Raw genomic sequence first — 26,981 nt, forward strand, 5'->3', positions numbered from 1 at the left:
ATCGTGTCGGAACCCTGAAACGAATGAAATTTTTGAAGACGCTATTTTGGCTGTTCGCGCTAGCCGCACTGGGTGCTGCCGGTGGTGGCGCGCACTGGGCCAGCCAACCGATCCTGGCACCTGGACAACCCGCTGTCGAGTTCGCCATTGCCCCCGGCAGCGGCTTGCGCAGCGTGGCCGAACAGATTGCCAGTCAGGATATTGCGCTACAGCCGTTATTGTTCGAGGCGCTGGTCCGGCTCACCGGCAAGGATGGTCAGATCAAGGCCGGTCACTATGCGCTCAAGCCCGGCACCACGCCGCAACGGCTGGTCGGCCAGCTGGTACGCGGCGAGTTTGCACAGGAAGCGCTGGTCATCATCGAAGGCTGGACCTTCCGCCAGATGCGCGAAGCGGTCGCCGCCAGTCCGGCCTTGAAGCACGACACGGTGGCGCTGAGCGACAAGGAATTGCTGGCCAAAGTCAGTACTGACTACGCGGTTCCGGAAGGGCTGTTTTTTCCGGACACCTATCTGTTCGCCAAAGGCGCGAGTGACCTGCAGGTGTACCGGCAGGCGCATGCCGCGATGCTCAAGCGCTTGCAGCAAGCCTGGGAACAGCGTGATTTGTCACTGCCGTACAAGAGCCCCTACGAAGCGCTGACGATGGCTTCGATCATCGAAAAAGAAACCGGCCAGAAAACCGAGCGCGGCATGATCGCCGGCGTGTTCGTCAATCGCCTGAAAATCGGCATGTTGCTGCAAACCGATCCGACGGTGATCTACGGCATGGGCGACAAATTCCAGGGCAATATCCGCAAGCGCGACCTGCTCGCCGATACGCCGTTCAATACCTACCGGCGGGCAGGTTTGCCGCCGTCGCCGATCTCGCTGCCGGGCAACGATGCGCTCAATGCGGCGCTGCGGCCGGATCGCACCGATGCGCTGTATTTTGTCGCGCGCGGCGATGGCACCAGTGTTTTTTCCAGCAACTTGCCCGACCATAATCGGGCAGTCAACCGTTACCAGCGCTAGGCGCCTTCCGATGTCGACTCCCAGTAAACCCAAATTCATTACATTCGAAGGCATCGATGGTGCCGGTAAATCCAGTCACCTCAGTTTCGTGGCGGACCTGCTGGCCGCGCGCGGCATTCGGGTGACCAGCACGCGCGAGCCGGGCGGCACGCCGCTCGGCGAGCAATTGCGCACTGTCCTGCTGCATCAAAAAATGCACCTCGAAACCGAAGCATTGCTGATGTTTGCCAGCCGTCGCGAGCATCTGGCGCAGGTCATCGAGCCGGCGCTGGCGCGGGGCGACTGGGTCATTTCGGATCGCTTTACCGACGCCACGTTTGCCTATCAGGGCGGCGGGCGGCAGTTGCCGGTGGCCAAGCTGGAACAGCTCGAACAATGGGTGCATCCGCACTTGCAGCCGGACCTGACCTTGCTGTTCGATGTGCCGCTCGATGTTGCGCGGGCCCGGCTGGATGCAACCCGCTCACTGGATAAGTTCGAGCAGGAACAGAATGATTTTTTTGCCGGCGTGCGCGGCGAATACCTGCGCCGGGCGGCGCAATTTCCGGCGCGCTTCCGGATTGTTGACTCGACGCAATCGATGGCGCAGGTGCGCGCGGCATTGACGGCTATCATGGCAAGCCTGTGAAACTGAACCTGAAGGATTGCGGTCAATGATGTATTTCAAGCGGACAAGCGACGTATGGCAGTGATGATTTATCCGTGGCAACAGGAGGCCTGGCAGCAGTTGCACGCAATGCGCGCGCGACTGCCGCACGCCATCCTGTTGCACGGCAATCCCGGCATCGGCAAGACGGATTTTGCCGAAGCGTTCGCCGCGTCGCTGCTGTGCGAACGCCCGCTCGATGATGGTCGCGCCTGTGGCACTTGCCTGTCCTGCGGCTGGTTCGGGCAATACGCGCATCCCGATTACCGCCGCGTGCGCCCCGAAGCGCTCGATGGTGCCGATGCGGCTGCTACTGCCGACGACGGCGATGCCGGCGACGACAAAAAAGCCGCCAAAGCCAGCAAGGTGCCCTCGAAGGAAATCCGCATCGACCAGATCCGCGCGCTGGCCGATCTGATGAATCTCTCGACCCATCGCAACGGCAAGCGCGTTGTGCTGCTGTATCCGGCCGAAGCACTGAACACGATCTCGGCCAATGCACTGCTCAAGTCGCTCGAAGAGCCGCCACCGGATACCGTGTTCCTGATGGTCTCGAACAGCCTGGACCGCTTGCTGCCGACCATCCTGTCGCGCTGTCGCCAGGTGGCGTTGCCGCTACCGACCACGCCGGTAGCGCTGGCCTGGCTGGAACAGCAGCAGGTCAGGGATGCCGACATGTGGCTGGCCGAGCAGGGCGGTGCGCCACTGGCGGCACTGGCACTGGCGCAGGCCGGCTCGCATGAAGCACAGGATGAATTGCTGGCGATGCTGGCACGCCCCTCGGTCGAGGCATCGCTGAAAACGGCGGACAAATTGCAGAAAGCGGTGGTGGTCGATCTGGTCGTCTGTCTGCAACGCTGGTTGCACGACTTGCTTTCAGTCAAGCTGAGCGGGAAACTCCGCTATTATCCGAGGAAGCAGGATGTGTTGACGGCGTTGGCGGCACGGGTCGCGGTGCCCGCGCTACTGAAAGCCGTCGATCAGGCTCGCGAGCGTCGCGCGATTGCCCGGCATCCGCTGGCCGCCAGATTGTTCATCGAGGACATGTTGCTTGATTACTCGCATCTCTTTTCTTAGGACGCATTGCTCATGGCAGAACACCTCTCAGCAAGTGCCAATGCCGGTATTGCCAGGCCTTCGGTGCTGTCATTGGCCATCAAGGAAAAATCCGCACTGTACGCGGCCTACATGCCCTTCCTGACCAATGCCGGAATCTTCGTGCCGACCAATAAAACCTACCGGCTCGGTGATGAAATTTACCTGATCCTCAGCCTGATGGATGACCAGAGCAAATACCCGATTGCCGGCAAGGTTGCCTGGATCACGCCGGCTGGTGCCAACAACAACAAGGCACAAGGCATAGGCGTGCATCTGCCTGCCGATGACAGCGGCATGCGCGTACGCATGCGCATCGAAGAATTGCTAGGCGCGGCACTCGGTTCGTCGCGCGCCACCCATACCCTGTAACTTCTGCTCCCACGGAATTGATTGACGATGTCACTGACCCACCGCCTTGCCCTGATCGCCGACCTGCCTGCCATCGTCGCCATTTACAACAGCACCGTCGCCTCGCGCGAAGTCACCGCCGATACCTATCCGATCACGGTCGAATCGCGCTTTGCGTGGTTCGCCGAACATGATCCGGCACGCCGCCCGCTGTGGGTCGTCGACGACGCGCGCGGCCATGTCATCGGCTGGTTGTCGTATTCGAACTTTTATGGTCGGCCGGCCTATTCCGGCACGGCCGAACTGTCGATCTACATCGACGAATCGGCGCGCGGCAAAGGTCTGGGCCGCTACCTGCTGACCGAAGCGATCGCGTTCGCACCACGCATTGCAGTGCATACCTTGCTGGGCTTTATCTTCGGTCACAACGTGGCCAGCCTGGCATTGTTCGACCGTTTCGGTTTTGCGCGCTGGGCCGAGATGCCCGGGGTGGCCACGCTCGACGGGATCGAACGCGACTTGATCATCCTCGGCAAGCGGGTCGGCTGACGCCGCGGCAGGACGGGTACAATCGCCGCATGTATATCGACTCCCACTGCCATATCAATTTCCCCGAACTCGCCGCGCGCCTGCCCGAGATTTTTGACAAGATGGCCGAAAACAAGGTCACGCATGCGCTGTGCGTCTCGGTTGACCTGCCGGACTTTCCGCAAGTGCTGGACCTGGCGCAGCGCTATGACCACATTTACGCATCGGTCGGCGTCCATCCCGATTACGTTGATACGCCGGAGCCTAGCGTCGCGCAGCTCGTGGCGTTGTCGGATCATCCGAAGATCGTCGCCATCGGTGAAACCGGACTGGATTACTTCCGGCTGACCGGTGACCTGGAATGGCAGCGCGAACGCTTCCGCGTCCACATCCGCGCCTCACGCGCGACCGGCAAGCCACTCATCATCCACACCCGTGCCTCGTCCGAAGACACCATCCGCATCATGCAGGAGGAGGGTGCCGGCACCAATGCGGGTGGGGCCGGCGGTGTCATGCACTGCTTCACCGAATCACTGGCCGTGGCCGAAGCGGCCATCGCAATGGGTTTTTATATCTCGTTTTCCGGCATCGTGACCTTCAAGAGCGCGAAAGAATTGCAGGCGGTCGCGTTGGCGGTGCCGCTGGAAAACATGCTGATCGAGACCGATTCGCCGTATCTGGCTCCGATGCCGCATCGCGGCAAGATGAACGAGCCGGGGCTGGTGCGCCATGTGGCTGAGTTCATTGCGAGCCTCAAAGGCGTGCCGGTCGAACGCGTCGCGCAACAGACCACCGATAATTTTTTCAAGCTGTTCGGGATGGCGCGATGAGTCTGCGGCGTCGGCGGCAGTTGCTTGGCTTGTTGCTGGCAGCGGCGGTGTTGCCGGCTGCGGCCGGCTCGTACGAGGAGTTTTTTTTCGCAGTGCGCAATGACAATGCCAGCAAGATACGGCAGTTGCTGCAGCGGGGTTTTGATCCAAATACGATCGACCCCGACCGTGGCGAGACCGGCCTGATGCTGGCCTTGCGCAGCGACAGTGTGCGGGTTGCCGATGTCCTAATGAACGCCCCCGGTGTGGATCTCGAAGCCCGCGCGCGCAATGGCGACACCGCATTGATGACCGCGGCGTACAAGGGAAGCATCGCTTCGGTGCAAGCGCTGCTGGACCGCAAGGCCGAAGTCAATCGCCCCGGCTGGACCGCGTTGCACTATGCCGCCACCATGGGGGCCAATGACATCGTGCAATTGCTGCTGGACCGGTATGCCTACATCGATGCCGAGTCACCGAACAAGACCACGCCGATCATGATGGCGGCGCGCGGCGGTCATATCCTCACCGTCAAGTTGCTGCTCGATGCGGGGGCCGATGCGACGCTCAAAAATGATGCCGGCATGACGGCCATTGATCTCGCCAGAAAATTCGAGCACGCCGATATCGCCGAGGGGCTCGACTGGCGGATCAGGCAGGCTACAAAGCGGTAAAGCGCCGCCCTGGCCATGCTTACTGTCGCGCCATGATACTCAGTGCCACCGCCTCGGCGACCTTGATCCCATCGACTGCTGCCGACAGGATACCGCCGGCATACCCAGCGCCTTCACCGGCCGGAAACAAACCGATCGTGTTGGTACTCTGGCAATCATGGTCATTGCGCTTGATGCGGATCGGTGACGAGGTGCGGGTCTCGACGCCGGTCAGCACCGCATCCTGCATCGCGAAGCCGTGAATCTGCTTGTCGAACTCGGGCAGGGCTTCGCGGATCGCATCGATCGCATAACGAGGCAACGCGGTATTGAGGTCGCCCAACTGCACGCCTGGCGTGTAGGACGGTGTCACTGTGCCCAATGCCACCGAGGGACGGTCGGCAATGAAGTCGCCAACCAGCTGGCCAGGCGCACTGTAATTGCGACCACCCAGCTCGTAAGCTTGCGATTCCCAGTGCCGCTGGAATTCCAGTCCGGCCAAAGGTCCGCCCGGATAATCGGCCGGCGTAATGCCGACCACGATGCCGCTGTTGGCGTTGCGCTCGTTGCGCGAATACTGGCTCATGCCGTTGGTGACGACCCGGCCCGGTTCGGACGCCGCCGCCACCACGGTGCCACCCGGGCACATGCAAAAGCTGTACACCGAGCGCCCGTTGCTGGCGTGATGCACCAGCTTGTAATCAGCCGCGCCCAGCACCGGATGGCCGGCATTCGGGCCGAGCCGGCTGCGGTCGATCACCGATTGCGGATGCTCGATCCGGAAGCCCACCGAAAATGCCTTGGCTTCAATGTAGACACCGCAGCGATCCAGCATTTCGAAGGTGTCGCGGGCGCTGTGGCCGATGGCCAGCACGACGTGGTCACTGAGCAGCGTGGTGCCGTCGGACAGTGTCAGACCGCGCATCTGGCCATTTTCGATGAGCAAGTCGTCGACCCGGCTCTCGAAACGGAATTCACCGCCCAGACCTTCGATCGTGGCGCGCATCTCTTCGACCATCTTGACCAGCCGGAAGGTACCGATGTGGGGCTTGCTGACGAAGACGATTTCCGGTGGCGCGCCGGCCTTGACGAATTCCATCAGAACCTTGCGACCGAAATGTTTTGAATCCTTGATCTGGCTATACAGCTTGCCATCCGAAAAAGTCCCGGCACCGCCTTCACCGAATTGCACGTTGGATTCCGGATGCAGTTCGCGCTTGCGCCACAAGGCGAAGGTGTCCTTGGTGCGCTCGCGGACCGACTTGCCGCGCTCGAGGATGATCGGCTTGAAGCCCATCTGCGCCAGGATCAAGCCGGCGAACAAACCGCACGGACCGGTGCCGATGACCAGCGGGCGCGAGCGCAAGTGCGCCGGTGCGGTGGCAACAAAATGGTAGCTGGTGTCGGGAGCCGGCATCACGAGCCGGTTGCCGCCGACGCGCTGTAGCACGGCTTCTTCGTCGCAGACTTCCACATCCAGCGAATAAATCATCAGGATGGCGTTTTTCTTGCGGGCGTCGTAGCTGCGTTTGAAGACGCTGATACGGATCAACTCTGAGGCGGCAATGCCCAGTCGCGCCAGCACGGCATCTTGCAGGGCGGTCTCGGGATGGTCGAGCGGGAGTTGGATTTCGTTCAGTCGCAGCATGGGGCAGGGTCTTCGTAGGTGTTCGCCAGGACGGCGTACGGGAATTCGGGACCGTATTTTACCGCAGGTGACGGGCACAGGGCGGTGCCGGCAACCAAGCGGGCAGTCCGTCTCGCCGCATTTTATGCAGTCGGCCATTGCTATTTCTGTTAAATTTCGGCAATGAAAATCATGAAAAAATTATTTATACTGCTTTGTGTATTTTTAGGAATGCGTTCACCAGTCGCTGCCGCGCCGCTCTTCGGTACCGAGCTCAGTGATTTTGCGGTACTCGGTGCTTCGACGGTGACCAGTACCGGGCTGACGACGCTGGCAGGTAACCTCGGTGTCAGTCCCGGCACGGCGATCACCGGCTTTGGACCGGGTACTTACAGCGGCACGATTTATCCCGGCGGGCCAGTCGCAGCCACCGCTCATGCGCAACTGGGTGCCGCGATGGCCAATCTGGCCAAGCTGGGCAGCGGCACACAGCTTGCCGGTAACCTCAATGGCCTGACACTGGCCCCCGGCGTGTACACCGTCGCAGCGCTGGCCAGTAATTTGTCGCAAGTGCTGACACTGGACGGCGGCGGTAACCCGAATGCGTATTGGGTGTTTCAGATGCCGAGCACGCTCATCACCTCACCCGGGGCCGTGGTCAATGTCATTAACACCGGGGCGGGTGCCGGCATCTACTGGGTGGTCGGCAGTTCGGCAACCATCGACAACAACACTATCTTCGCCGGCAATATCATGGCGTCGGCAAGCGTGACCCTCAACGGCGGTGCGGCGATCGTTTGTGGCCGGGCACTGGCGTATTCGGGGGCCGTGACGATGATCAATGTGCTGGTCAACGCAACGACCTGCGCCGGCACGAGCGGAGTGGGCAGTCACGGCTTCAATGGCGGCTTGGTGGTACCCGATGCAGGCGGACCGCTAACCCCCGCGCAGGGTAGTGGTAATTGCACGCTCAGTGCCGGCGAGACGGCGCTGCTGATGAAGATTCCGGATCATGTGGCCGAAACCAGTCAGACCGTCGACATCATCACTATCAGGAAATCCGATAACAGTCCGGGTTGCACTCCCGCACTGGTCGGCCTGGTGGCGCGACTCCGGTTTGCCTGTGCGTATCTCAATCCGGTTGGCGGGTCGCTGCCGGTCAGACTCAATGGCAATGTCGCTCTATCTGCCAACGCCACGTCGAGCTGCTCGTCCAGCGGTGTCGAGGTACCCGTTACGTTCGATGCGGCCGGGGTCGGACATACGACGCTGCTGTACGCCGATGCGGGGCAGGTCAGACTGGATGCCAGCTTCAGTGTGGGCGGCGCGGTGATCTCGGGTTCGGGTTCTTTCGTGGCAGCGCCGGCGGGCATTGTTTTCAGTCAGATTCGACAAACGGCGTCTCCGGGACTGACGAATCCGGTGGCGGGCAGTGCGGATGGTCCGGTGTTTCTGAAAGCAGGTAACCCGTTTTCTGCGACGATGACTGCGGTCAACCGCAGTGGTAATCCGACACCAGGTTTTGGTCAGGAAATAATCCCGGAAACGATTCTGCTGGCACCCGGCCTGAGCGTTCCGGCAGGCGGTGCGGCACCGCCGCTATCTGGAGGCCCCGGTCGATTTAATGCGGGTGTCGCCACGGCCGCCAATCTGACATGGTCCGAAGTCGGCATCATCACGCTGAATGCGAGCCTGGCCAATGCGCAAGGTTATTTGGGCGGTCGCGGGGCCACCGGCAACCTGCCCGTGACCGGCACAAGTGAGCAAATCGGGCGCTTTATCCCCGATCACTTCGATACCCTGGTTAATGCCGGCGTACCGATGCCGTGTCCGGCGGGACTGTCCTGTCCGGGCGCAGGGTTCGTCTACGCCGGTCAGGCATTTGGCATGACGGTGCAAGCGCGCAGCCTCACCGGTAGCATCACGACCAACTACCGGGATGCGCTGGCGCGCGCGGTGACGCTATCGGCCTGGGACGCGCCCGGTAGCAACGTGCTGCAGAACCCGCCGGCTGCACCGTCGGCAGGTGCGTTGCGCCAGACAGCATTGCTGGCAAATAATTTTTTGCTGGGGGCGGCGGACTTATCGAGCCAGGCTTACCGCTTTTCTGCGGTGTTTTCGGCGACCAATCCGACCACGGCGAGCTTGTCGGCACCAACGGCCATCTATCTGCGTGCGCTCGACAGCGACGGCGTCAGTTCGGCGCTTGGCACTGGTCCGGTCGAAGGTGGTGTCATGGTCGCCAGCGGCCGTCTGCTGCTGGTGAATAATTTTGGTTCCGAATTGCTTGCCTTGCCAGTCAATGCCAAGGCGCAGTACTGGAACGGACGTTACTTTGCTGACAGTGTTACCGACAACGCCAGTCGCTTTTTGCGCAGTGATGTCACGCTGGACAATTGCACCGGCAGCCTGCGGACCGGCACCGCCTGCAAGGCGACGGTGAGCCTGGTTGCTACGCCACTCTCGTTTGTCCTGGCAGGCGGTGCGACTCGCTTCGCCCTGGCCGCCACCGGCCCCGGCAATACCGGTAGTGCGGACTTGCGCATCACCTCGGTGGCGTGGCTGCCGTCGACGATGGCAAGGCTGCGTGTGGGCACGTACAAGGCCGGGCCAACCATTTATCTGCGCGAATTGTACTGACCGGGGCGGCGCGGCTTATTTTCTGAGCGCGACCCGGCTCAGGTCCCAGATCGGCAGAAAAATCCCGAGTGCCAGCACCAGCACCATGACTCCCAGCGCGACGATCAGGAGCGGTTCGATCTGCGCCGATAGCGTTTTTAGCTCGTCTTGCAGATCGCGTTCGTACATGCCGGCGATTTCATTAAGTAGCGCGTCAAGTTCGCCGGTCTCTTCGCCGATCGCAATCATCTGCAGCACCACGGGCGTAAAAACACCGGTCGCGCTCGCCGAGCGCAGAATGCTGTCGCCGCGCTCCACGCCTTCGCGCATCCGGTCGATATTGCCGGCGACATAGCTGTTGTCGACTGTGAGCGCGACGACGCCCAGTCCTTGCACAATGGGCACGCCACTCTGGTTGGACAGGGCCAGGCTACGGGCAAAACGGGCCAGCGTCCCCTTAAGCAGGATGTTGCCGATGACAGGCAAACGCAGCGTGTACTTGTCCCACAGATAGCGCCCACGGGTCGTTGAAAAAGCCATTCTTAATGCGAAAGTCGTCGCCGCGAGACCAATCAGGATCAACAGCCAATAATTGACCATGAACGTGGACACGCCGATCAGCATCCGCGTCATCAGCGGAAGTTCGGCACGGAAACCGGCATAGACGTTCGCAAAGACCGGGATCACGAACAGATTGATCGTGATCAGCGCCAGCCCCATGGCCAGCGCGACGAAGGACGGATAGCGCAGCGCGGCTTGCATCCGCTGGCGCATATCGCGTTCAAATTCCAGATGGTCGTACAGGCGCAGGAAAACTTCTTCGAGTCGTCCGGTCATTTCACCGACCCGCACCATGCTCAGGTAAAAACCGGAAAACAGGAGCGGATGCCGTTGCATCGCTGCCGACAGTTCGCGGCCTCCGTCGAGCGAGTTGCGGATATCCTGCAAGACTTGCCGGAAGGTCTTGTTAATCGCTGACTCCTGCAGGCTGGTGAGACTGCGCAGGATCGGTACACCGGCCTTGAGCAATGTGTAGAGCTGCCGGCTGAATAGCTGGATGTCGATGGGCTTGACTTTTTCAGCGGTCAGACGGGCCCACCAGCCGGATGGGTCGCCGCGCCGGTTGCGCGCGGCCAGCGTAATGCTGACCGGGATCAGGCCGGCGCTGGCGAGCTGGCCGGCGACCGCGCCGGCATCGGCTCCGTCGAGCACGCCGCTGCTGTACTGGCCGCGGGCGTCACGGGCCTTGTAGTCGAACGAACGCGGCGTCATTCGTCAAGCTGGTTGCTGATGCGTATGGCCTCGCTGACCGTGGTCTTGCCGCTAATAACCAGGCTCACGGCATGGCGGCGCAGTGTGGCACCGGCCATTTGCAACTGTGCGGCGCGTTTGAATTCGGCGGGATCGGCGCGGTGGGTTGCCGCGATGACTTCCGGCGTCATGTCGAGCATTTCATAGACGCCGGTGCGACCGTGAAAGCCCGTCCCGTTGCACTGCGGGCAACCGCGCCCTTGCATGTAGCGGTGTGCATCGACCAAGTCGCCCAGTTCATCCTCGAGCCAGACGCGTTCGCTGGCATGCAGTTCGGCCGCTTCGGTACAGCTTTCGCAAATCAGCCGGACCAGCCGCTGGGCAACCACTGCCTGCAGCGAACTGGCGACCACGTAACCGGGCACGCCCATGTCAAGCAAGCGCATCGGTGTGCTGATCGCATTGTTCGTATGCAAGGTCGAGAGCACAAGATGGCCGGTCATGGCGGCGCGCATGCCGATTTGCGCAGTTTCCTGATCGCGGATTTCACCTACCAGAACGACGTCCGGATCCTGGCGTAATGCCGCCCGCAAGACCTTGGCAAAGTCCAGATCAATCTTGTCGTTGACCTGGACCTGATTGACCCCGGACAAGCGGTATTCGATGGGATCTTCTACCGTGATCAGCTTTTTCTCGGTGGTATTTAACTCGGTCAGGGCAGCGTACAACGTCGTGGTCTTGCCGCTGCCGGTCGGACCGGTCACCAGTACCAGTCCATTCGGCCGCTGCATGATGACGCGAAAGCGGTCCAGGATAGTGGCCGGCATGCCGATCTTGTCCAGGCTCAGGACGCCGCCATGCTGGTGCAGCAGTCGCATGACGACCGATTCGCCGTACTGCGTCGGCATGCTGGAAAGCCGGATGTCGATCTGCTTCTGCTTGACCTGAATCGTAAAACGGCCATCTTGCGGCAGGCGTTTTTCGGCGATATCGAGGTTGGCCACGAGCTTCAGGCGCAACGCCAGCGAGGCGGCAATCTTGATGTCTGCTTTCGTTTGTAAATGCAATACGCCATCGATCCGGAAGCGGATGTGCACGCCGCGCTCCTGCGGTTCGATGTGGATGTCGGAGGCACCGACTTGCGCGGCGTCATTGAACACCGACTGCAGCAACTTCACGACCGGCGCATCTTCGGTGCCGGGCAGTACGCTGAGTGCGCCGAAATCAACCGCGCTATCGGTCAATTCCTGTTCGAGTTCGCGCGCCAGCCCGGAGATTTCATCGGTGCGGCGATACAGGCTGTCGATGGTGTGCAGCAGTTCGGTTTCATCGACGACCGCCAATTTGATTTCGCATTTGAGGAAGCGCTTGATCTCGTCGTAGGCAAACAGGTCGGTCGGGTTGGCCATGCCGATGAGCAGCGTACCGCCGTGCTCCTCCAGTGCAATCGCGCGAAAACGGCGGGCCTGCATTTCCGGCAAGCGGAAGACGGTTTGCGGTTTGATGTTGTAGCGCTTGAGCCGGATGTGCGGAATATTGAGTTGCCGCGCCAGCGCCCCGGAAAGAATTTCTTCGGTCACAAAGCCGCGATTGATCAGGATGCGGCCTAGCTTCACACCGGTCAGCTGTTGCTCATTGAGCGATAACTTTAACTGTTCACTGGTGAGCAGGTTCTGCTTGGTCAGGATTTCGCCCAATCGAATTTTTTCAAGCGAGTACATGGTGGTGGGCTCCCGTTACAGCGGCACAGGGGTGTGCAATAACAGCCGGTCAGGTTCGCCAGCCTGCAAGCTTGGACACGCGCGGATCAAGTTCCATTACGTGTTGGTTTAAATTAATGCCTTTAATTATAACGACATAAGTATTTATATCGAATTATTTAAATATTATTTAAAAATCAAGATACTATTTGTTATTTATTCGTTGTTACTAAAATAAAACAAATTCGTTAATTATTTTATGCGTTAGCGTATGCTTCGCGGTGGCAACTAGTTGCCTTGTTGCTTGCCGGCTTTGAAATGACGCTGTCATCGCGTTCCTCAGCACCGGCCAAAAATTTTCGCTCAGCGCAGCCGTACCCGGTCAATGCGGTGACCGGCACCTGCCCGATTTGCCTTTACAGATATTGGAAAAAAAATGAACCATCCACGCCAGCAGCACCAACACGCCGGTTTTACCCTGATTGAACTGGTCATGGTCGTCGTAATTCTGGGTATCCTGGCGGCTGTCGCCTTGCCAAAATTTGTCGATCTTGGCTCGGATGCCCGTGCCGGCGTCATCAAGGCGGCACAAGGTTCGATGCGTGCTGCCAACACGATGGTGTATGCCAAGGCAGCTGCCAATAATCAGCTCGGTGCGACCGGTACGGTCACGATCAATGGCGCCACCGTGTCCACCATTTACGGTTATGCATCGACTGCCGCCGTATTGGCGACAGTAATGGATTTGTCGCCGGCGTCGGATTTCACTGTGGCGGCAACAACGATCGGTCATGCGCATGCGACCACACCTGCTTCCTGCCTCGTCACGTACGCGATTCCGATAACCGGACCCACCTACGTGCTTGATTCGTCCGGTTGCTGACAAGACGACCGACAGGATGGTCGCCGGCCTGATGAACACCGGACATTCCCGCGGCTTTACTTTGCTGGAATTGATCCTGGTGCTCGTCATTACCGGCATTTTGTCGGCGGTCGTCGGACCGCGATTGATGGATAACACGAGCTTGTCGGCGCGCGGCTTTGCTGATCAGGTGCTGGCTTCGCTGCGTTATGCACAAAAAACCGCGATCGCGCAGCACCGCACGGTCTGCGTTGACTATGCGATCGACCGGATCATCCTCACTCAAACCACGCTCGCGGTTTGTCCTGGCGACGCGCTGGCGTCGCCCGACGGCAAGTCTGACTATGCCGTCGTGGCACCCTCCGGCATTGAGTTTTCGGTGCTTCCGGGTGCCTTGCGATTCGATGCATTGGGCCGTCCTGCACCGAATATCGGCCATAGCATCCAGGTTAGTGGTGTTGCCGACGGCATCACGGTGGAGGCTGAAACCGGTTATGCGCACTAATCCTTTCCATCTGGCGTCGCGACGCAACCATCAGCGCGGTATCACGCTCGTTGAACTCATCCTGTTTCTGGTTATCGTCGGTATCGGCCTGGCCGGGATCCTGTCGGTCATCAATCTGGCCACCCGCGCCAGCGCCGATCCAGTGATGCGCAAGCAGGCGCTGGCGTTGGCCGAATCCCTGCTGGCCGAAGTGCAATTGCAATCTTTCCTTTACTGCGATCCCTCCGATCCGGCTGCGGCCACTGCAACCTCGATTGCCGCGTGTACCGTCGCTGCCGTAACGAAAACCCGCTACAGCGCCAGCGCGCCATTCAACCGGGTAAGCGATTACGACGGCTTCGTGATGAACGATGCCACCGGCGGGATACGCGACATCACCAATACGCCGGTCGGTCTGGCGGGTTATGCCGCTCGTATTGTGGTGGCCGGGACCGCTCTGGCGGCAAGCGGCAGTTCGGCGGGCATCCCGTCGGCTGCCGCTGTGCTGATCAGCGTGACGGTGACCAGTCCGGACCAGAGCACGGTGAGCCTCGAAGGCATCCGTACCCGCTACGCACCGAACGGTTATTGATGAAGCCGTTCAACTTCCAGCGGCACCAGTACGGATTCACCTTAATCGAGGCGGTCATGGTGCTGACCATCACGGCCATCGTGGCGGGGGTTGTGGCCATTTTTTTGCGCACGCCGGTACAAAGTTATTTCGATGTCTCACGCCGGGTGACGGTCACCGATACGCTAGACACCGCGTTGCAGCGCATCGGCCGTGATGTCCGGCTGGCGTTGCCCAATAGCGTGCGCGTGTCGGCGGATGGCCAGTCGCTGGAATTTCTGCATACCCGCGCCGGCGGCCGGTATCGCAGCGAGACAGATCGGGCAGGTAACGGTGACGTCCTTGATTTTAATAATGTGGATCTGAGTTTCGATGTGCTCGGTGCACCGCTCGAGATGACCAGCGGTGACCAGATTGTGGTTTATAACCTTGGCGTGCCCGGTGCGGATGCCTATGAAACGACGATCTCCGCCCTGCCGCATGTGCGTAAGGCCTATACCGGGCCGTCCGGACTGGTCAGCCATATCACACTGGCGACCGATACCCGGTTTCCGTTCGATTCGCCCGGCCATCGTTTTCAGGTTGTCGATACGGCAGTAACTTATCGCTGTCGCGACGGTGTGCTGATGCGGTACTGGGGCTACGGCATCCAACCGGCGCAGCCCGATCCGCCGACGGACGGGCAAAGTGCGCTGCTGGCCACGCAAGTCAGCGCCTGCTATTTCGGCTATGCGCCAGGGGTGACTGAGCGCAGCGGTCTGGTCACATTGCAACTGGCGCTGACCAGTCAGGATGAAACCACGCGTCTCGCTTATCAGGTGCATGTCAGCAATGCGCCCTGACCGTCCTGCGCCAGCGGTTCCGTCCGGACGCGGCTTCGCTCTCATCTCTGCCATTTTTTTGTTGGTGGTCTTGTCAGGACTCGGCGTGTTCATCGTGACGCTATCGGGCGTCCAAAACGTGACATCGACTCAGGATCTGCAAGGAGCGCGGGCGTATCAGGCGGCGCGCGCCGGGTTCGAATGGAGCGCTTACCAAGTGTTGCAGAACACCCGTTGTGCCACCTCGAGCACGCTGGATTTACCGGGCATCACGCTGGCCGGATTGTCGGTCCTGGTGCAGTGCGCTGCGCGGACGTACGAAGAGGGGACTCGCGCAATCACGATTTATCAGATCACGTCGACAGCGACGTTCGGCGTGGCCGGCACAACCACGTATGTCGAGCGGCAACTTGCGGCGGCGATCGAGACATGTCTGCTGGACGGTATCCCATGCGTCAACTGATGACAGATTCACGCACAACCCACCAGAAAAGGAGGCGACAGATGCATCATCTTTGTCAGGCTGTTTCCGCGACCGCATCATGATCAGGGCAATGCAACGGCTGTTGCAGACAATGAATGCGAAGGTCAACAAAACCTCAGGCCGGGCCACGGTCAGCCTGCAGTCCAACGGTATTTTCGTGGCGCTCGTGAGCCGTTCAGCGGCAGGAAATCCCGTGATCGATCGCGTGTTCTCGCACGAGACTTTTACCGGGAATTCGCTGACCGTCCTTGAAACAATGGTGCAAGTCGAGCCGCTGAAAAAGTACCGTTGTTCGCATCTGTTGAACGCGGGGGAGTACCAACTGCTGACCGTCGATACGCCTGCCGTGCCGCAGAATGAACGCAAGGAAGCGATGCGCTGGATCGTCAAGGACATGCTGGATTTTCCGGCTGAAGACGCGACGATCGATATCCTTGCTATTCCACTGGATAAATCCGGGCCGATACGCAGCACATCGATGTTCGTCGTTGTCGCCCGCAACAGCATTATTTCGCAGCGACAAAAATTATTTGAAACAGCCGCTCTCGAATTAGCAGCAATCGATATTCCTGAAACTGCCCAACGCAATATATCTGCCTTACTCGAACCCGAGGGCAAGGCATTGGCATTACTGTCTCTCAATGCTGACGGTGGACTCATGACAATTACTTTTGCCGGTGAATTGTATTTGTCGCGCCGGATGGATATCACTCTGGTTCAGCTAAAACAGGCTGACCTGTTTCAGCAAGCGCAGTTGCATGAGCAAATCACGCTGGAACTCCAGCGTTCACTGGATCATTTTTATCGCCAGCATCACGAGATGCAATTATCCAAACTGGTATTGGCTCCGATGGGACAACCCGGCGCTGATTTACTGGTTTATCTCGATCGCAATTTAAATTCACCAGTCGAGTTGCTTGATATGGCCACCATCATGGATTGTTCGGCAACGCCTGAATTACTTGATGCTGATGTTCAGCAAAAATATTTTCTGACACTTGGTGCGGCATTACGAATCAGGAGTACCTGATGGCGATTCAGCAAATCAATTTAATTAATCCGTTATTCAAAAAAAAGACGGTTTATTTTTCGGCCGCGATGATCTTGAAAGCCACTATGCTATCGATCACCGCAGGATTAGCAGTAGTCATATTTTTGAATCATCAGCTCGGTGAAATAAAAAGCGCACTGACATTGGAAAAAAAAGCTTTATCCATGGCTGAGCTAGAGCTGGATAAGGCACGCTTGGCGTCGATGCTGCTGACAAAGAATAATGCGCTCCAAGAGAACTTGCGCGATGCTGAAGCACACGCTGCTTCACTGAAAAAAATTAAGGCAGTATTAAATCAGAGTGAAATCAATAACACGACCGGTTATTCGGCGATCTTGCAAGCATTGGCCAGGCAAATTGGCAGCGGTATCTGGCTGACCGGATTAACAATTGCCCACGCCGGCACCGACGTCAGTCTGCAAGGAAAAACCCTCTCGCCTGAGCTAATTCCAGCGTATCTCAATCGGCTGAAACAGGAATCTGCTTTTTCGGAACTGCAATTTTCCGTACTTGAAATGCATCTGCCGGAATCGACAGGCATCAAGAAAAGCGAGGCACCTTTGTCAACTTTGCCATCGGTGCTCGAATTCAAACTGCAATCGGTTGCGGTAGTTCCGCCGGTGGTGGATGTCATCCGCCCGGAGGTCGCTCGATGACCCTTTTAACTATTTTTAAAAAAAGAATAATTGATTTTTCTGCATCGATAAATAATCGGAGTATGCGCGAAAGAGTCCTTATTTTTTGTGCAGTACAACTATTTGTACTTGCTGTCATTGGATATGGATTACTACTCCCGCGATGGCAACTAAAAATAGAACTGGTTCGTAAAATTGAGATGCACAAGGCAACGCTAACGGCGACATTAGCAGAAACCGAAACTCGCAAGGCAGTGGGGCCGATCGACCCTGATAGTACGAATCGCGAATTATTAAAACAGATTAATTTGCAAGCCGATGAGTCGCGGGCTGATTTTATCAAACTTAATACCATCTTTATCGAGCCGGAAGATATGGTATCCCGGTTGCAAGGAATTGTTAAGTTGAACGGAAAATTAAAACTTGTTTCCTTGAATACACTTGCAGTCGATAATTTGATGTCGGGAAAATCAACGGTAGAAAACAATCCGGCAAGCCCCTCCGTCTCTCCAAATTTGATTGCCGATAAAAATAGTCCACTGGTAATAGACGGTGTATATCGACATGGTGTTGCGCTGGTTGTGCAGGGGAGTTATCTGGATATGGTTGATTATCTGATCAGGCTCGAATCTCATCCAACAGGATTTTATTGGGGAAATATGAAGATGCAGGTTGATGTGTATCCACTAGTGACGATGCATATCACCTTATTCACTTTAAGTCTGGATAAAAAATGGTGAAGTCGGTCATCCTGTTCATGATTTTATGGCACGCTATTCCGGGTGTACAAGCGCTATCCTTACCCGATCCGATGCGTCCGCCGGATGCGATGCGAATAGTGCCGAATGCAGAGTCGGTAGAATCTGCTACGAGCCCGGTATTGCAATCGGTATTAATTTCAGCAACGCGGAAAATCGCTGTTATTAGTGGACAAGTCGTTATCTTAAATGGCATTTTCGGTGAATATCGATTGGTCAGTATTACCCAATCCAGTGTTTTATTAAAAAACAGGACATCAGAAAAAAAGTTGTTTTTATTGTCGCCGGAAGAGCTGCAATTTGCCAACGCGCGCTTCATAAAGAAAATCCCTCAACAGGTGCAACACAAATAATGAAGACATTAATGTACGGATTCGTGATTGCCGGATTAACCGCTTGCGCTGCACCGGGGGCACAGCGTGATACCTACGACATGATTAATTTTCAATTAAAAAAAGCCACGGAGTTGAATGCGCAGTACGCACAACGTGATGAAGCAGCGCTGGCCCGGGCCAAGGTTCCCGCTATGGTTCCCGTCGCACGCGCGATTGCCGAGGAACGCTTCAATTTGTCGTTCAATGAAGCACCGGCCCAGCAATTTTTTCGCGCCATTGTCACCGGTACCCGCTACAGCATGCTGGTGCATCCGGGTGTGACTGGCACGATCTCTGCCCATCTCAAGGAGGTGACGCTTGTTGAAGTGATGGATTCGGTGCGGGAAATTTATGGTTACGACTACAAAATCGAAGGTAACCGGATTTATGTCAGACCGCTGAGCTTGCAAACCAGTATTTTTCAGGTGAACTATCTCAACAGCAATCGCAAGGGATCGTCCGACATCCGGGTGACCTCAGGTTCGGTCAGTGATGTGACCTCCAATGGAAGCGGACAGGCCAGCAGTAATTTTCTGCCGCAACAACGAGCGTCGTCGCATGGCATCGACAGTAGCAAGATCAGCACTTCATCAAACAATGATTTCTGGGCCGAATTGAAGGCATCGCTCGAGGCCATCATTGGCGGCAAGGAGGGACGCAGCGTGGTCATCAGTGCGCAATCCGGGGTAGTCGTGATCCGCGCGATGTCCGATGAGTTACGCAATGTCGCTGCCTTCCTGAAAGCGACGCAGTTGTCGGTCGACCGACAGGTCATCCTTGAAGCGAAGATCATGGAAGTTGAACTCAATGATAGTTTTCAGTCAGGCATTAACTGGGCAGCTTTTGCCGCACCGGGCAGCAGCAACCGGCGCGGAACGGTGGGGTTTGTCGCGCCGGGATCAACGCTCAATCCGGCACCACAAAATGGCGCCGCGCCGGCCAGCATGACCACTGGCGGCAATAATGCGCTGACGGCGATCAGTGGCAGCGCATTGTCGGCAGCCGGCACCGCGGCGGGCTCGTTGTTCGGGCTGGCATTTCAGACCAGTAATTTTTCTGCATTGATTTCTTTCCTTGAATCGCAGGGCACCGTGCATGTGTTGTCGAGCCCGCGCATCGCGACGCTGAACAACCAGAAAGCCGTGCTGAAAGTCGGCACCGATGAATTTTTCGTGACACGCCTGACCACTACGCCTGGCCTGAGCGCAGGCAATGTCACTACCGGTGCGACGACAACGGTCGAAGTCCAACCGTTCTTTTCTGGCGTATCGCTCGATGTGACGCCGCAAATCGACGATAGCGGCAACATTACGCTGCACGTTCATCCGTCCGTGAGCAAGGTGACGACGGTCGATAAGATCGTCAACCTCGGGGCCAATAACGGCACGTTGAGTCTGCCGCTGGCTTCGAGTGCGATTTCGGAAACCGATAGCGTGGTGCGCGGGCAGGATGGACGGGTCATCGCGATCGGTGGCCTGATGCGGCAGTCGTCCACCTCGGATAACTCCCAGGTGCCCGGTGCTGGCGATGTGCCCGTGTTGGGTAACTTGTTTCGTAGTACGGCGCGGATCGCGCAAAAGCGTGAACTGGTCATTTTGATTCGACCGACTGTCATTCAAAGCAATAGCGATTGGGCGCAGGACATGCTCGACAGCCAGCGTCGTGTCGAGGAATTGGCACCACGCGTGCGTCCGCTTTCAAACTGAGTCACGCAGTCCGTCAAGACGAAAAAATATGCCGGCCAGAGCGGATGCAAGGGTGCCTTGACACTCGTCGAACTTGCTACTGGCAACAGCGATCGATGGCTGAGGATGCTCCCGGGCAGGTGATTGCGTCATCTGTCGCCGGCCTTGATTGGACAGCCGGTTTCAGTCAGTCGGATTTTAAGAAGCACACGCGGCCACCTCCCGACACGACGACACCTGGCGTATTGACGTCCATGCTGGCAGAACTGAACAGGTGGCCGTTGTCGAAGATGGTCGCCGACGAGGCATTCAAAGAGCGATATTGTCTGAGCAAGGTGGTCGATGCGGCCAGCGATCCGGCAAACAAAAAATTCCTTGGTCAAAAAATAAGACGACCGTTCTTTTCAGGGTATAGTGCAAGTTGAAAAAGACAGGCTGTAGGAGCAAGCATTCCGGTATTCCTGCCAGGATTGCCCCAACGATACCCAACTACAAGGAAGAGACATGACAGCTCAATACCAGGTCAATGGCGCAGTTGCCATCATTACCCTCGATAATCGACCGGTCAACGGACTGGGGCTGTCGACCCGTACCGCCGTGGTCGAGGGCGTGCGCAAGGCACTCGCGGATGCGGCGGTCAAGGCCATCATCCTCACCGGCGCCGGCAAGGCCTTCTCCGGCGGTGCCGATATCAAGGAATTCAATTCCCCGAGCGCGTTCGCAGAACCGTCGCTGCACACCCTGATCAATGTAGTCGAGTCGGCCGGCAAGCCGGTCATCGCGGTCATCCATAGCGTGTGCATGGGCGGCGGGCTGGAACTGGCGCTGGGTTGTCACTACCGCGTGGCGAGTCCGGGTGCGCAAATTGCGCTGCCGGAAGTCAAGCTCGGGATTTTGCCTGGTGCCGGTGGCACACAGCGCCTGCCGCGCGTGGTTGGCCTGGAACTGGCGCTGAACATGATCGTGTCCGGCACGCCGGTCGCCTCCGAGAAACTCGCGAAAACCGCGTTGTTCAGCCAGTTGATCGAGGGTGATCTGATGGCAGGTGCACTGGCATTTGCCGCCGGCATCGCTGAGGTCCGGCCGCTGCCGAAAGTGCGCGACATCAAGGTTGATTATCCGAACTACGAAGCCTTCCTGCAGTTCTCCCGCAATACCGTCAAGGCCATGTCGGGTCCGTATCCGGCACCGCTGAAATGTGTCGAAGCCGTTGCCGCATCGGTGACGATGAAGTTCGACGATGGCATCAAGTTCGAGCGCGACCTGTTCATCGAACTGGTCCAGACCACCGAATCAAAAGCGCTGCGTCATGCGTTCTTTGGTGAACGTGCTGCCAGCAAGATTCCGGATGTGCCGGCCGATACGCCGGTGCGCGCTATCAAGTCGGCCGCCGTGATCGGGGCCGGCACGATGGGCGGCGGGATTGCGATGAACTTCGTCAATGCCGGCATCCCGGTGATGCTGCTGGAAACCAAGCAGGAAGCGCTCGACAAGGGCATCGCGACGATCCGCAAGAATTACGAAAACACGATGAAGAAGGGCAAGCTGACGCAAGAGAAATTTGATCAGCGCGTCGGCATGATCAGCGGCACGCTGAACTACGCCGATATCGGCCAGGCCGATATCGTCGTCGAAGCCGTCTTCGAAGACATGGGCGTCAAGGAAACCGTCTTCCGCAAGCTCGATGAAGTCATGAAACAAGGCGCGATTCTGGCCTCGAACACCTCAACGCTGGATGTCGACCAGATCGCTTCGTTCACGAAGCGCCCGCAAGACGTTATCGGCACCCACTTTTTCAGTCCGGCCAACGTGATGAAGCTGCTCGAAATCGTGCGCGGCAAGGCCACTGCCAAGGATGTGCTGGCGACCACGCTGGCGTTATCGAAAAAGATCAAGAAAACCGGTGTCGTGTCGGGTGTCTGCGACGGCTTCATCGGTAACCGGATGATCGAGCAATACAGTCGTCAGGCCGGATTCCTGATTGAAGAGGGTGCGTTGCCGGAGCAAGTTGATAAGGCCGTCGAGAAGTTCGGCTTTGCGATGGGACCGTTCCGTATGGGCGACCTGGCCGGCAACGATATCGGCTGGTATATCCGCAAGCGGCGTTACCTCGAAAAGCCAGAAATCACCTATTCGAAAACCGCCGACCTGTTGTGCGAACTCGGTCGCTACGGTCAGAAAACCGGTGCCGGCTGGTACGACTACAAGGCCGGCGATCGCAAGGCGTATGCCTCGTCGCTCGTCAACGACATGATCATCCAGCACTCAGCCGATATCGGTGTCGAGCGCCGCAAGATCAGCGATCAGGAAATCATCGAGCGGCTGGTGTATTCGCTGGTCAATGAGGCGGCACATATTCTCGAAGAAGGCATCGCGATGCGGGCCTCGGACATCGATATGGTCTATCTGACCGGATATGGCTTCCCGGTTTTCCGTGGTGGTCCGATGTTCTATGCCGATACGGTTGGTTTGCCGAACGTGCTGATGGCGATGGAGAAACTGGCCAAGGGGCGGCATGGCGATGCATGGAAGCCTGCGCCGCTGCTGGTGAAACTGGCGGCCGAAGGCAAGACCTTCAACTGATGCGCTTCTGACCAATAAAAAAAGCCTCGCGATTGCGAGGCTTTTTTATTGCAGCACGGCCATTGGAAAAGACTGAACATTTACCCGGTTCCCAGCTAAAGTCGGCGCGGCGGCGTGCCGATAACAAGACATTCATCAGTCAACCGGAGAGCTTCATGAACGCCAGTTCCATAGGCAGTTTGTCCACCAATTTGTCCTCGGCAAAAACCGATCAAGCCATCGGTATTGCCGTCCTGAAAAAAGCACTGGATAGCGAAAAATCCACCGCCAGCGCCTTGCTTGACGCCCTGCCTGCTGTACCCACTACCAGCAGTTTGCCGTCCAATCTGGGTCGCACAATCAATACCACTGCCTGACTTCGGGGCGGGGCGATGTCTGCGACTGGTTTGCGGCTGAACCGACGGTGGATTTTCACCCGGAATGTCTGATGTCCGTAGGCGGTACAGCCTGTACCCGTTGCATCAATCACCCCCGTCGCGCCAGTCGTCAAGCTTCTACACACCGGCTTCCGGTTCGGGTGTTAATCCGCCAACGTCTCTGTCCTCGATCAAGCCATCGTCACGGCTGGTGAGGTCGCTGACACGCCGCCCTCCTGCTGGGCGGGGAGGCGATCAATTGGCATAATTTTTTTGCCAGCCTGCCGGCAAGCGGTCGAAATGTAACGGCAGGGCACCGTGGAAGGTTGGCAAAAAAAACTGGTCTATACTTTCGGCATTCTCAAATTGCGCCGCCGTGCCGGCGCATCCGACCAATCGCCTGACAACCTGACCGGTATCACACCCGCGTCCTTCACCTTGACCCGATCTACTTCCCGCCCCCTGAAACGCCACCTCCTGATTGCCTTCCTTTGCCTCTGTGGTGTGGGGGCTTTTGGCGTCTCTCTGCTACTCGGCTATGCGTTCCTGATCGTCGGGCCGAACATGCCTTCGCTCGATACACTGGTCGACTACAAACCCAAAATTCCATTGCGTATATTCACAGCTGACAAGGTGCTGATCGGTGAGTTTGGTGAAGAGCATCGGAATTTCCTGCCGATCAAGCAGATTCCGGCCCAGATGAAAAACGCGGTGCTGGCGATCGAGGACAGCCGTTTTTACGAGCACGGCGGGGTTGATTTTATCGGGCTGATGCGTGCCATCGTGAAAGATCTTGGTGGCGGTTCGGCACAAGGGGCATCGACGATCACGATGCAGGTTGCCCGCAATTTTTTCCTGACCCGTGACAAGACGGTAGCCCGCAAGGTCAATGAAATCATGCTGTCCTACAAGATCGAGCGCACGCTGTCGAAAGACCAGATCTTCGAGCTGTACCTGAACCAGATTTACCTCGGACAGCGCGCCTACGGTTTCGGCAGTGCCGCGCAAACCTACTTTGGCAAACCACTGGCACAACTCAGCATCGCCCAGTTCGCGATGCTGGCCGGTTTGCCGAAAGCGCCGTCGGCATACAACCCGGTGGTCAATCCCAAGCGGGCGCACATTCGCCAGCAATACATCCTGCAACGCATGCGTGAGCTAAATTTCATCACCGCCGAGCAATATCAACAGGCGGTAGACGAAGACATCAAGGTTCGTCAAACCGGCAAGTCCTATGCGATCCACGCCGAGTACGCCGCCGAAATGGTGCGCAAGATCCTCTACGAGCAGTACAAGGACGAGATCTACACCAGCGGTTTTGACGTGATCACTACCCTGCGCTCCAAGGATCAGGAAGCCGCTTATCTGGCGCTACGGCGCGGCGTGATGGATTACGAGCGTCGCCATGGTTATCGTGGTCCCGAGGCGGTCATCACGCTACCGGCGGATGCCGAGGATCGCCAGGATGCGATAGACGATGTACTGGAAAAACATCCGGACAGTGATGAATTGCTGGCTGCCGTGGTCACTGATGCTTCACCGAAGCTGGTGCGGGCGACGCTGCTGTCGGGCGACAGCATCGAACTCAGTGGTGATGGTTTGCGCTTCGCCGCGGCCGGCTTGAACGTCAAATCGACCGCGTCGCTGCGCATCGTGCCGGGCGCGGTGATCCGTATTACCCGCGATGCCAAAGAGCGCTGGAGTATTGTCCAGTTGCCCAATGTGGCTGCGGCATTTGTCGCACTGGATCCGCAAAGCGGAGCCTATCGCGCGCTGGTGGGTGGCTTCGATTTCAATCTGAGCAAGTTCGATCACGTCACACAAGCATGGCGTCAGCCGGGCTCAAGTATCAAGCCCTTCATTTATTCGGCTGCGCTGGAAAAAGGCTACGGTCCGGGCACGCTGATCAATGATGCGCCGCTTTCCATTCCGGCCGAAGCAGGCGCACCGTTATGGGAGCCGAAAAATGACGACAACGTCTACGATGGCCCGGTCACGATGCGACTGGCGCTGGCCAAGTCGAAGAACGTCGTCTCGATCCGCGTGCTGCGCGCCATCACGGCGCAGGCCGCGCGGGACCACATGGGTCGCTTCGGCTTCGATGTGAACAAGCAGCCCAACAACCTGACCCTGGCACTGGGTACCGGGCTGGTTACGCCGGGCCAGATGGCCGGTGCGTACGCGGTGTTTGCCAATGGCGGCTACCAGGTTACGCCTTACTTGATCCAGAGCGTGACAGATGCGCGCGGCAAGCTGGTGTCGCAGGCCAAGCCGGTGCTGGTGGGCGAAGAGTCGGTGCGGGTGCTGGATTCGCGCAATGCCTTCATCATGGACAGCATGTTGCGTGACGTGGCCCGCTACGGCACCGCCGCAGCGGCGTCGCGACTGGGTCGTACCGATCTGGCCGGAAAAACCGGCACGACCAATGATTCGATTGACGGCTGGTTTGCCGGTTACGGCGGCGATGTGGTGGCGGTATCGTGGATGGGCTATGACGATCCGAAATCATTGGGCAACCGCGAGTTCGGTTCAACACTGGCACTGCCGGTCTGGATGAACTTCATGCAGTCGGCGTTACGTGGCAAACCGATGGCGCAGGCATCCGTGCCGGCCGGCCTGAATCGTGACTACGGCGATTGGGCCTATAACGAATATGCGCAAGGTGGCGGCGTGCGCTCGCTCGGACTCGATGAACCGGGGGCGATGCCACCACCGTTCGAAACCGGCATTTTCGGCGAGCGGGTGATTCCGCCCGATCCGTCAGCGACCCGCATGAAAGAGCTTTACGGTTTCTGATCCAGCCACTGCAACACACCGCGCGCCGCATGGCGTCCGGTGCCGAGGCAGGCAGTGAGCAGGTAGCCGCCGGTCGGCGCTTCCCAGTCGAGCATTTCGCCGGCACAAAACACGCCCGGCATCGCCTGCGTCATCAAGCCGGCATCGAGGGCTTCGAAGCGCACGCCACCGGCGCTGCTGATGGCTTCATCGATAGGACGGACTGCCGTCAGAGTTAGCGGCAAGGACTTGATGGCGGCCGCTAGACGGGCCGGATCATTGAAGGCTTCTTTGTCCAGCAGTTCGCGCAGCAAGCCCATCTTGACGCCCGCCAGGCCAACCCGGCTTTGCAGATGACTGGCCAGCGAGCGCGATCCGCGCGGATGGTCGACTTCCGCCAGCACCCGCGCCGCATCCTTGCCGGGTGCGAGGTCGAGCCGGATCGTGACCGATCCTGTGGCATTGATCTGGTCGCGCAAGGTCGCCGAGAGCGCATACACCAGACTCCCTTCGACGCCACCGGCACTGATCATGCATTCGCCGGCGCGCACCTGCGCGACACCGGCGGCATCGCTCCAGTGGATGTCGATGGATTTGAGCGGATGACCGGCGAATTTTTCAGCGAAATGCGGCGTCCAGCCGACATCGAAACCACAGTTGGCCGGCTGCAGCGGCGCGACATCTATCCCGTGCGCACCCAGCCAGGGCACCCAGGCACCGGTCGAACCGAGACGCGCCCAGCTGCCGCCGCCCAGCGCCAGCACCACCGCATCCGGCCGGCAGGTGACCGTGCCGTCAGGATGATCGAACACCAGCGCACCGTCGCCATCCCAGCCGCGCCACGCGTGGCGCATGTGAAAGCGCACGCCGGCACCGCGCAAGCGATGCAGCCAGGCGCGCAGCAATGGCGCCGCCTTCATGTCGACCGGGAAAACCCGTCCCGACGAACCGACAAACGTGTCGATCCCGAGCTTGCTGCACCAGTCGCGCAGGGCGCTGGCGTCGAAGGCGTCAATGACCGGCTGCAGGGCAGGGCGGCGTGCGGCATAGCGGGAATGGAATGCGTCGGCCGGTTCGGCGTGCGTCAGGTTCAGTCCGCCTTTACCGGCCAGCAGGAATTTGCGCCCGACCGAGGGCATCGCATCGTAGAGGTCGACGCGGACACCGGCCTCAATGAGAATTTCAGCGGCCATCAATCCGGCCGGACCGCCACCGATGATGACGGTATGGCGTGCTTCGGGATGCGTCAT

At 58.5% G+C, this 26,981-nt stretch carries 26 protein-coding genes; 22 read left to right on the forward strand and 4 right to left on the reverse strand.

Annotation, left to right across the window (positions count from 1 at the left end; all coding sequences use genetic code 11):
* Positions 1 to 23 precede the first annotated feature (23 nt).
* The 7 genes from mltG to RHM62_RS10135 are packed head-to-tail and all read left to right on the forward strand — an operon-like array spanning position 24 to position 5,116.
* The gene (mltG, locus tag RHM62_RS10105) at positions 24 to 1,013 is read left to right on the forward strand and encodes an endolytic transglycosylase MltG (RefSeq protein WP_416172250.1); all 990 of its coding nucleotides are present in this window, start codon (positions 24 to 26) and stop codon (positions 1,011 to 1,013) included.
* 10 nt (positions 1,014 to 1,023) lie between these two features.
* Positions 1,024 to 1,641, forward strand: coding sequence for a dTMP kinase (gene tmk / locus RHM62_RS10110; protein WP_322121989.1), 618 nt, complete (start codon positions 1,024 to 1,026; stop codon positions 1,639 to 1,641).
* Between the two features lie 54 nt (positions 1,642 to 1,695).
* Positions 1,696 to 2,736: a DNA polymerase III subunit delta' gene (locus RHM62_RS10115; RefSeq protein WP_322121990.1), complete on the forward strand. Its 1,041-nt coding sequence runs from the start codon at positions 1,696 to 1,698 to the stop codon at positions 2,734 to 2,736.
* A gap of 12 nt (positions 2,737 to 2,748) precedes the next feature.
* On the forward strand, positions 2,749 to 3,126 hold the full coding sequence (locus RHM62_RS10120) for a PilZ domain-containing protein (RefSeq protein ID WP_322121991.1): 378 nt from the start codon (positions 2,749 to 2,751) through the stop codon (positions 3,124 to 3,126).
* Positions 3,127 to 3,153: 27 nt separating this feature from the next.
* Positions 3,154 to 3,654: an N-acetyltransferase family protein gene (locus tag RHM62_RS10125; protein ID WP_322121992.1), complete on the forward strand. Its 501-nt coding sequence runs from the start codon at positions 3,154 to 3,156 to the stop codon at positions 3,652 to 3,654.
* Between the two features lie 29 nt (positions 3,655 to 3,683).
* Entirely contained in the window at positions 3,684 to 4,463 is a 780-nt protein-coding gene (locus RHM62_RS10130; protein ID WP_322121993.1) for a TatD family hydrolase, read from the forward strand.
* Positions 4,460 to 5,116, forward strand: a complete 657-nt coding sequence (locus tag RHM62_RS10135; RefSeq protein ID WP_322121994.1) for an ankyrin repeat domain-containing protein — start codon at positions 4,460 to 4,462, stop codon at positions 5,114 to 5,116. The genes RHM62_RS10130 and RHM62_RS10135 overlap by 4 nt, the downstream gene beginning before the upstream one ends.
* A 19-nt stretch (positions 5,117 to 5,135) precedes the next feature.
* Here the strand turns inward: RHM62_RS10135 and RHM62_RS10140 are convergent, their stop codons facing one another.
* Positions 5,136 to 6,743, reverse strand: coding sequence for an NAD(P)/FAD-dependent oxidoreductase (locus RHM62_RS10140; RefSeq protein WP_322121995.1), 1,608 nt, complete (start codon positions 6,741 to 6,743; stop codon positions 5,136 to 5,138).
* A gap of 171 nt (positions 6,744 to 6,914) precedes the next feature.
* On the opposite strand from RHM62_RS10140, the gene RHM62_RS10145 reads away from it, so the two are divergent.
* Complete coding sequence (locus RHM62_RS10145) at positions 6,915 to 9,362, forward strand: ice-binding family protein (protein ID WP_322121996.1); 2,448 nt, start codon at positions 6,915 to 6,917, stop codon at positions 9,360 to 9,362.
* A 15-nt stretch (positions 9,363 to 9,377) separates the two neighbouring features.
* Here the strand turns inward: RHM62_RS10145 and RHM62_RS10150 are convergent, their stop codons facing one another.
* Entirely contained in the window at positions 9,378 to 10,613 is a 1,236-nt protein-coding gene (locus RHM62_RS10150; protein WP_322121997.1) for a type II secretion system F family protein, read from the reverse strand.
* On the reverse strand, positions 10,610 to 12,313 hold the full coding sequence (locus RHM62_RS10155; RefSeq protein WP_322121998.1) for a GspE/PulE family protein: 1,704 nt from the start codon (positions 12,311 to 12,313) through the stop codon (positions 10,610 to 10,612). The genes RHM62_RS10150 and RHM62_RS10155 overlap by 4 nt, the downstream gene beginning before the upstream one ends.
* A gap of 415 nt (positions 12,314 to 12,728) precedes the next feature.
* Between RHM62_RS10155 and RHM62_RS10160 the strand changes: the two genes are divergently transcribed.
* The 14 genes from RHM62_RS10160 to RHM62_RS10225 all read left to right on the forward strand — a co-directional run bounded on the left by RHM62_RS10160 (position 12,729) and on the right by RHM62_RS10225 (position 25,752).
* The gene (locus RHM62_RS10160) at positions 12,729 to 13,175 is read left to right on the forward strand and encodes a type II secretion system protein (RefSeq protein WP_322121999.1); all 447 of its coding nucleotides are present in this window, start codon (positions 12,729 to 12,731) and stop codon (positions 13,173 to 13,175) included.
* Positions 13,156 to 13,659: a prepilin-type N-terminal cleavage/methylation domain-containing protein gene (locus RHM62_RS10165; protein ID WP_322122000.1), complete on the forward strand. Its 504-nt coding sequence runs from the start codon at positions 13,156 to 13,158 to the stop codon at positions 13,657 to 13,659. The genes RHM62_RS10160 and RHM62_RS10165 overlap by 20 nt, the downstream gene beginning before the upstream one ends.
* Positions 13,649 to 14,230, forward strand: coding sequence for a prepilin-type N-terminal cleavage/methylation domain-containing protein (locus RHM62_RS10170; RefSeq protein WP_322122001.1), 582 nt, complete (start codon positions 13,649 to 13,651; stop codon positions 14,228 to 14,230). Before RHM62_RS10165 ends, RHM62_RS10170 begins: the two co-directional genes overlap by 11 nt.
* On the forward strand, positions 14,230 to 15,051 hold the full coding sequence (locus tag RHM62_RS10175) for a type II secretion system protein (protein WP_322122002.1): 822 nt from the start codon (positions 14,230 to 14,232) through the stop codon (positions 15,049 to 15,051). The genes RHM62_RS10170 and RHM62_RS10175 overlap by 1 nt, the downstream gene beginning before the upstream one ends.
* Entirely contained in the window at positions 15,041 to 15,493 is a 453-nt protein-coding gene (locus RHM62_RS10180; RefSeq protein WP_322122003.1) for a pilus assembly PilX N-terminal domain-containing protein, read from the forward strand. Before RHM62_RS10175 ends, RHM62_RS10180 begins: the two co-directional genes overlap by 11 nt.
* 91 nt (positions 15,494 to 15,584) lie before the next feature.
* Positions 15,585 to 16,544, forward strand: a complete 960-nt coding sequence (gene pilM / locus RHM62_RS10185) for an agglutinin biogenesis protein MshI (protein WP_322122004.1) — start codon at positions 15,585 to 15,587, stop codon at positions 16,542 to 16,544.
* Positions 16,544 to 17,221 (forward strand): PilN domain-containing protein, encoded by a 678-nt coding sequence (locus RHM62_RS10190; protein WP_322122005.1) that lies wholly within the window; start codon positions 16,544 to 16,546, stop codon positions 17,219 to 17,221. The genes pilM and RHM62_RS10190 overlap by 1 nt, the downstream gene beginning before the upstream one ends.
* Positions 17,218 to 17,940: a hypothetical protein gene (locus RHM62_RS10195; RefSeq protein WP_322122006.1), complete on the forward strand. Its 723-nt coding sequence runs from the start codon at positions 17,218 to 17,220 to the stop codon at positions 17,938 to 17,940. Before RHM62_RS10190 ends, RHM62_RS10195 begins: the two co-directional genes overlap by 4 nt.
* Complete coding sequence (locus RHM62_RS10200) at positions 17,934 to 18,311, forward strand: hypothetical protein (RefSeq protein ID WP_322122007.1); 378 nt, start codon at positions 17,934 to 17,936, stop codon at positions 18,309 to 18,311. Before RHM62_RS10195 ends, RHM62_RS10200 begins: the two co-directional genes overlap by 7 nt.
* Positions 18,311 to 20,038, forward strand: a complete 1,728-nt coding sequence (locus RHM62_RS10205) for a secretin N-terminal domain-containing protein (RefSeq protein WP_322122008.1) — start codon at positions 18,311 to 18,313, stop codon at positions 20,036 to 20,038. Before RHM62_RS10200 ends, RHM62_RS10205 begins: the two co-directional genes overlap by 1 nt.
* A gap of 95 nt (positions 20,039 to 20,133) precedes the next feature.
* The gene (locus RHM62_RS10210) at positions 20,134 to 20,442 is read left to right on the forward strand and encodes a hypothetical protein (RefSeq protein WP_322122009.1); all 309 of its coding nucleotides are present in this window, start codon (positions 20,134 to 20,136) and stop codon (positions 20,440 to 20,442) included.
* 79 nt (positions 20,443 to 20,521) lie between these two features.
* The gene (locus RHM62_RS10215; protein ID WP_322122010.1) at positions 20,522 to 22,600 is read left to right on the forward strand and encodes a 3-hydroxyacyl-CoA dehydrogenase NAD-binding domain-containing protein; all 2,079 of its coding nucleotides are present in this window, start codon (positions 20,522 to 20,524) and stop codon (positions 22,598 to 22,600) included.
* A gap of 155 nt (positions 22,601 to 22,755) precedes the next feature.
* Positions 22,756 to 22,956 carry a YjfB family protein gene (locus RHM62_RS10220; protein WP_322122011.1) on the forward strand — a complete coding sequence of 67 codons (201 nt, stop codon included), beginning with the start codon at positions 22,756 to 22,758 and terminating at the stop codon, positions 22,954 to 22,956.
* A 417-nt stretch (positions 22,957 to 23,373) separates the two neighbouring features.
* Positions 23,374 to 25,752, forward strand: coding sequence for a penicillin-binding protein 1A (locus tag RHM62_RS10225; protein ID WP_416172326.1), 2,379 nt, complete (start codon positions 23,374 to 23,376; stop codon positions 25,750 to 25,752).
* Here RHM62_RS10225 and RHM62_RS10230 read toward each other — a convergent pair.
* Positions 25,740 to 26,981 carry a TIGR03862 family flavoprotein gene (locus RHM62_RS10230; RefSeq protein ID WP_322122012.1) on the reverse strand — a complete coding sequence of 414 codons (1,242 nt, stop codon included), beginning with the start codon at positions 26,979 to 26,981 and terminating at the stop codon, positions 25,740 to 25,742. The two genes, RHM62_RS10225 and RHM62_RS10230, sit on opposite strands and share 13 nt — an antisense overlap.

It is taken from the genome of Actimicrobium sp. CCC2.4 (assembly GCF_034347385.1).
In the GTDB taxonomy this organism is placed as follows: domain Bacteria; phylum Pseudomonadota; class Gammaproteobacteria; order Burkholderiales; family Burkholderiaceae_D; genus Actimicrobium.

Excerpts from the sequence above, each read along its gene's own strand:
- mltG (WP_416172250.1), top strand. The coding sequence starts at position 24 with ATGAAATTTTTGAAGACGCTATTTTGGCTGTTCGCGCTAGCCGCACTG.
- tmk (WP_322121989.1), top strand. The coding sequence starts at position 1,024 with ATGTCGACTCCCAGTAAACCCAAATTCATTACATTCGAAGGCATCGAT.
- RHM62_RS10115 (WP_322121990.1), top strand. The coding sequence starts at position 1,696 with ATGGCAGTGATGATTTATCCGTGGCAACAGGAGGCCTGGCAGCAGTTG.
- RHM62_RS10120 (WP_322121991.1), top strand. The coding sequence starts at position 2,749 with ATGGCAGAACACCTCTCAGCAAGTGCCAATGCCGGTATTGCCAGGCCT.
- RHM62_RS10125 (WP_322121992.1), top strand. The coding sequence starts at position 3,154 with ATGTCACTGACCCACCGCCTTGCCCTGATCGCCGACCTGCCTGCCATC.
- RHM62_RS10130 (WP_322121993.1), top strand. The coding sequence starts at position 3,684 with ATGTATATCGACTCCCACTGCCATATCAATTTCCCCGAACTCGCCGCG.
- RHM62_RS10135 (WP_322121994.1), top strand. The coding sequence starts at position 4,460 with ATGAGTCTGCGGCGTCGGCGGCAGTTGCTTGGCTTGTTGCTGGCAGCG.
- RHM62_RS10140 (WP_322121995.1), bottom strand. The coding sequence starts at position 6,743 with ATGCTGCGACTGAACGAAATCCAACTCCCGCTCGACCATCCCGAGACC.
- RHM62_RS10145 (WP_322121996.1), top strand. The coding sequence starts at position 6,915 with ATGAAAAAATTATTTATACTGCTTTGTGTATTTTTAGGAATGCGTTCA.
- RHM62_RS10150 (WP_322121997.1), bottom strand. The coding sequence starts at position 10,613 with ATGACGCCGCGTTCGTTCGACTACAAGGCCCGTGACGCCCGCGGCCAG.
- RHM62_RS10155 (WP_322121998.1), bottom strand. The coding sequence starts at position 12,313 with ATGTACTCGCTTGAAAAAATTCGATTGGGCGAAATCCTGACCAAGCAG.
- RHM62_RS10160 (WP_322121999.1), top strand. The coding sequence starts at position 12,729 with ATGAACCATCCACGCCAGCAGCACCAACACGCCGGTTTTACCCTGATT.
- RHM62_RS10170 (WP_322122001.1), top strand. The coding sequence starts at position 13,649 with ATGCGCACTAATCCTTTCCATCTGGCGTCGCGACGCAACCATCAGCGC.
- RHM62_RS10175 (WP_322122002.1), top strand. The coding sequence starts at position 14,230 with ATGAAGCCGTTCAACTTCCAGCGGCACCAGTACGGATTCACCTTAATC.
- RHM62_RS10180 (WP_322122003.1), top strand. The coding sequence starts at position 15,041 with ATGCGCCCTGACCGTCCTGCGCCAGCGGTTCCGTCCGGACGCGGCTTC.
- pilM (WP_322122004.1), top strand. The coding sequence starts at position 15,585 with ATGCAACGGCTGTTGCAGACAATGAATGCGAAGGTCAACAAAACCTCA.
- RHM62_RS10190 (WP_322122005.1), top strand. The coding sequence starts at position 16,544 with ATGGCGATTCAGCAAATCAATTTAATTAATCCGTTATTCAAAAAAAAG.
- RHM62_RS10195 (WP_322122006.1), top strand. The coding sequence starts at position 17,218 with ATGACCCTTTTAACTATTTTTAAAAAAAGAATAATTGATTTTTCTGCA.
- RHM62_RS10200 (WP_322122007.1), top strand. The coding sequence starts at position 17,934 with ATGGTGAAGTCGGTCATCCTGTTCATGATTTTATGGCACGCTATTCCG.
- RHM62_RS10205 (WP_322122008.1), top strand. The coding sequence starts at position 18,311 with ATGAAGACATTAATGTACGGATTCGTGATTGCCGGATTAACCGCTTGC.
- RHM62_RS10210 (WP_322122009.1), top strand. The coding sequence starts at position 20,134 with ATGGCTGAGGATGCTCCCGGGCAGGTGATTGCGTCATCTGTCGCCGGC.
- RHM62_RS10215 (WP_322122010.1), top strand. The coding sequence starts at position 20,522 with ATGACAGCTCAATACCAGGTCAATGGCGCAGTTGCCATCATTACCCTC.
- RHM62_RS10220 (WP_322122011.1), top strand. The coding sequence starts at position 22,756 with ATGAACGCCAGTTCCATAGGCAGTTTGTCCACCAATTTGTCCTCGGCA.
- RHM62_RS10230 (WP_322122012.1), bottom strand. The coding sequence starts at position 26,981 with ATGACGCATCCCGAAGCACGCCATACCGTCATCATCGGTGGCGGTCCG.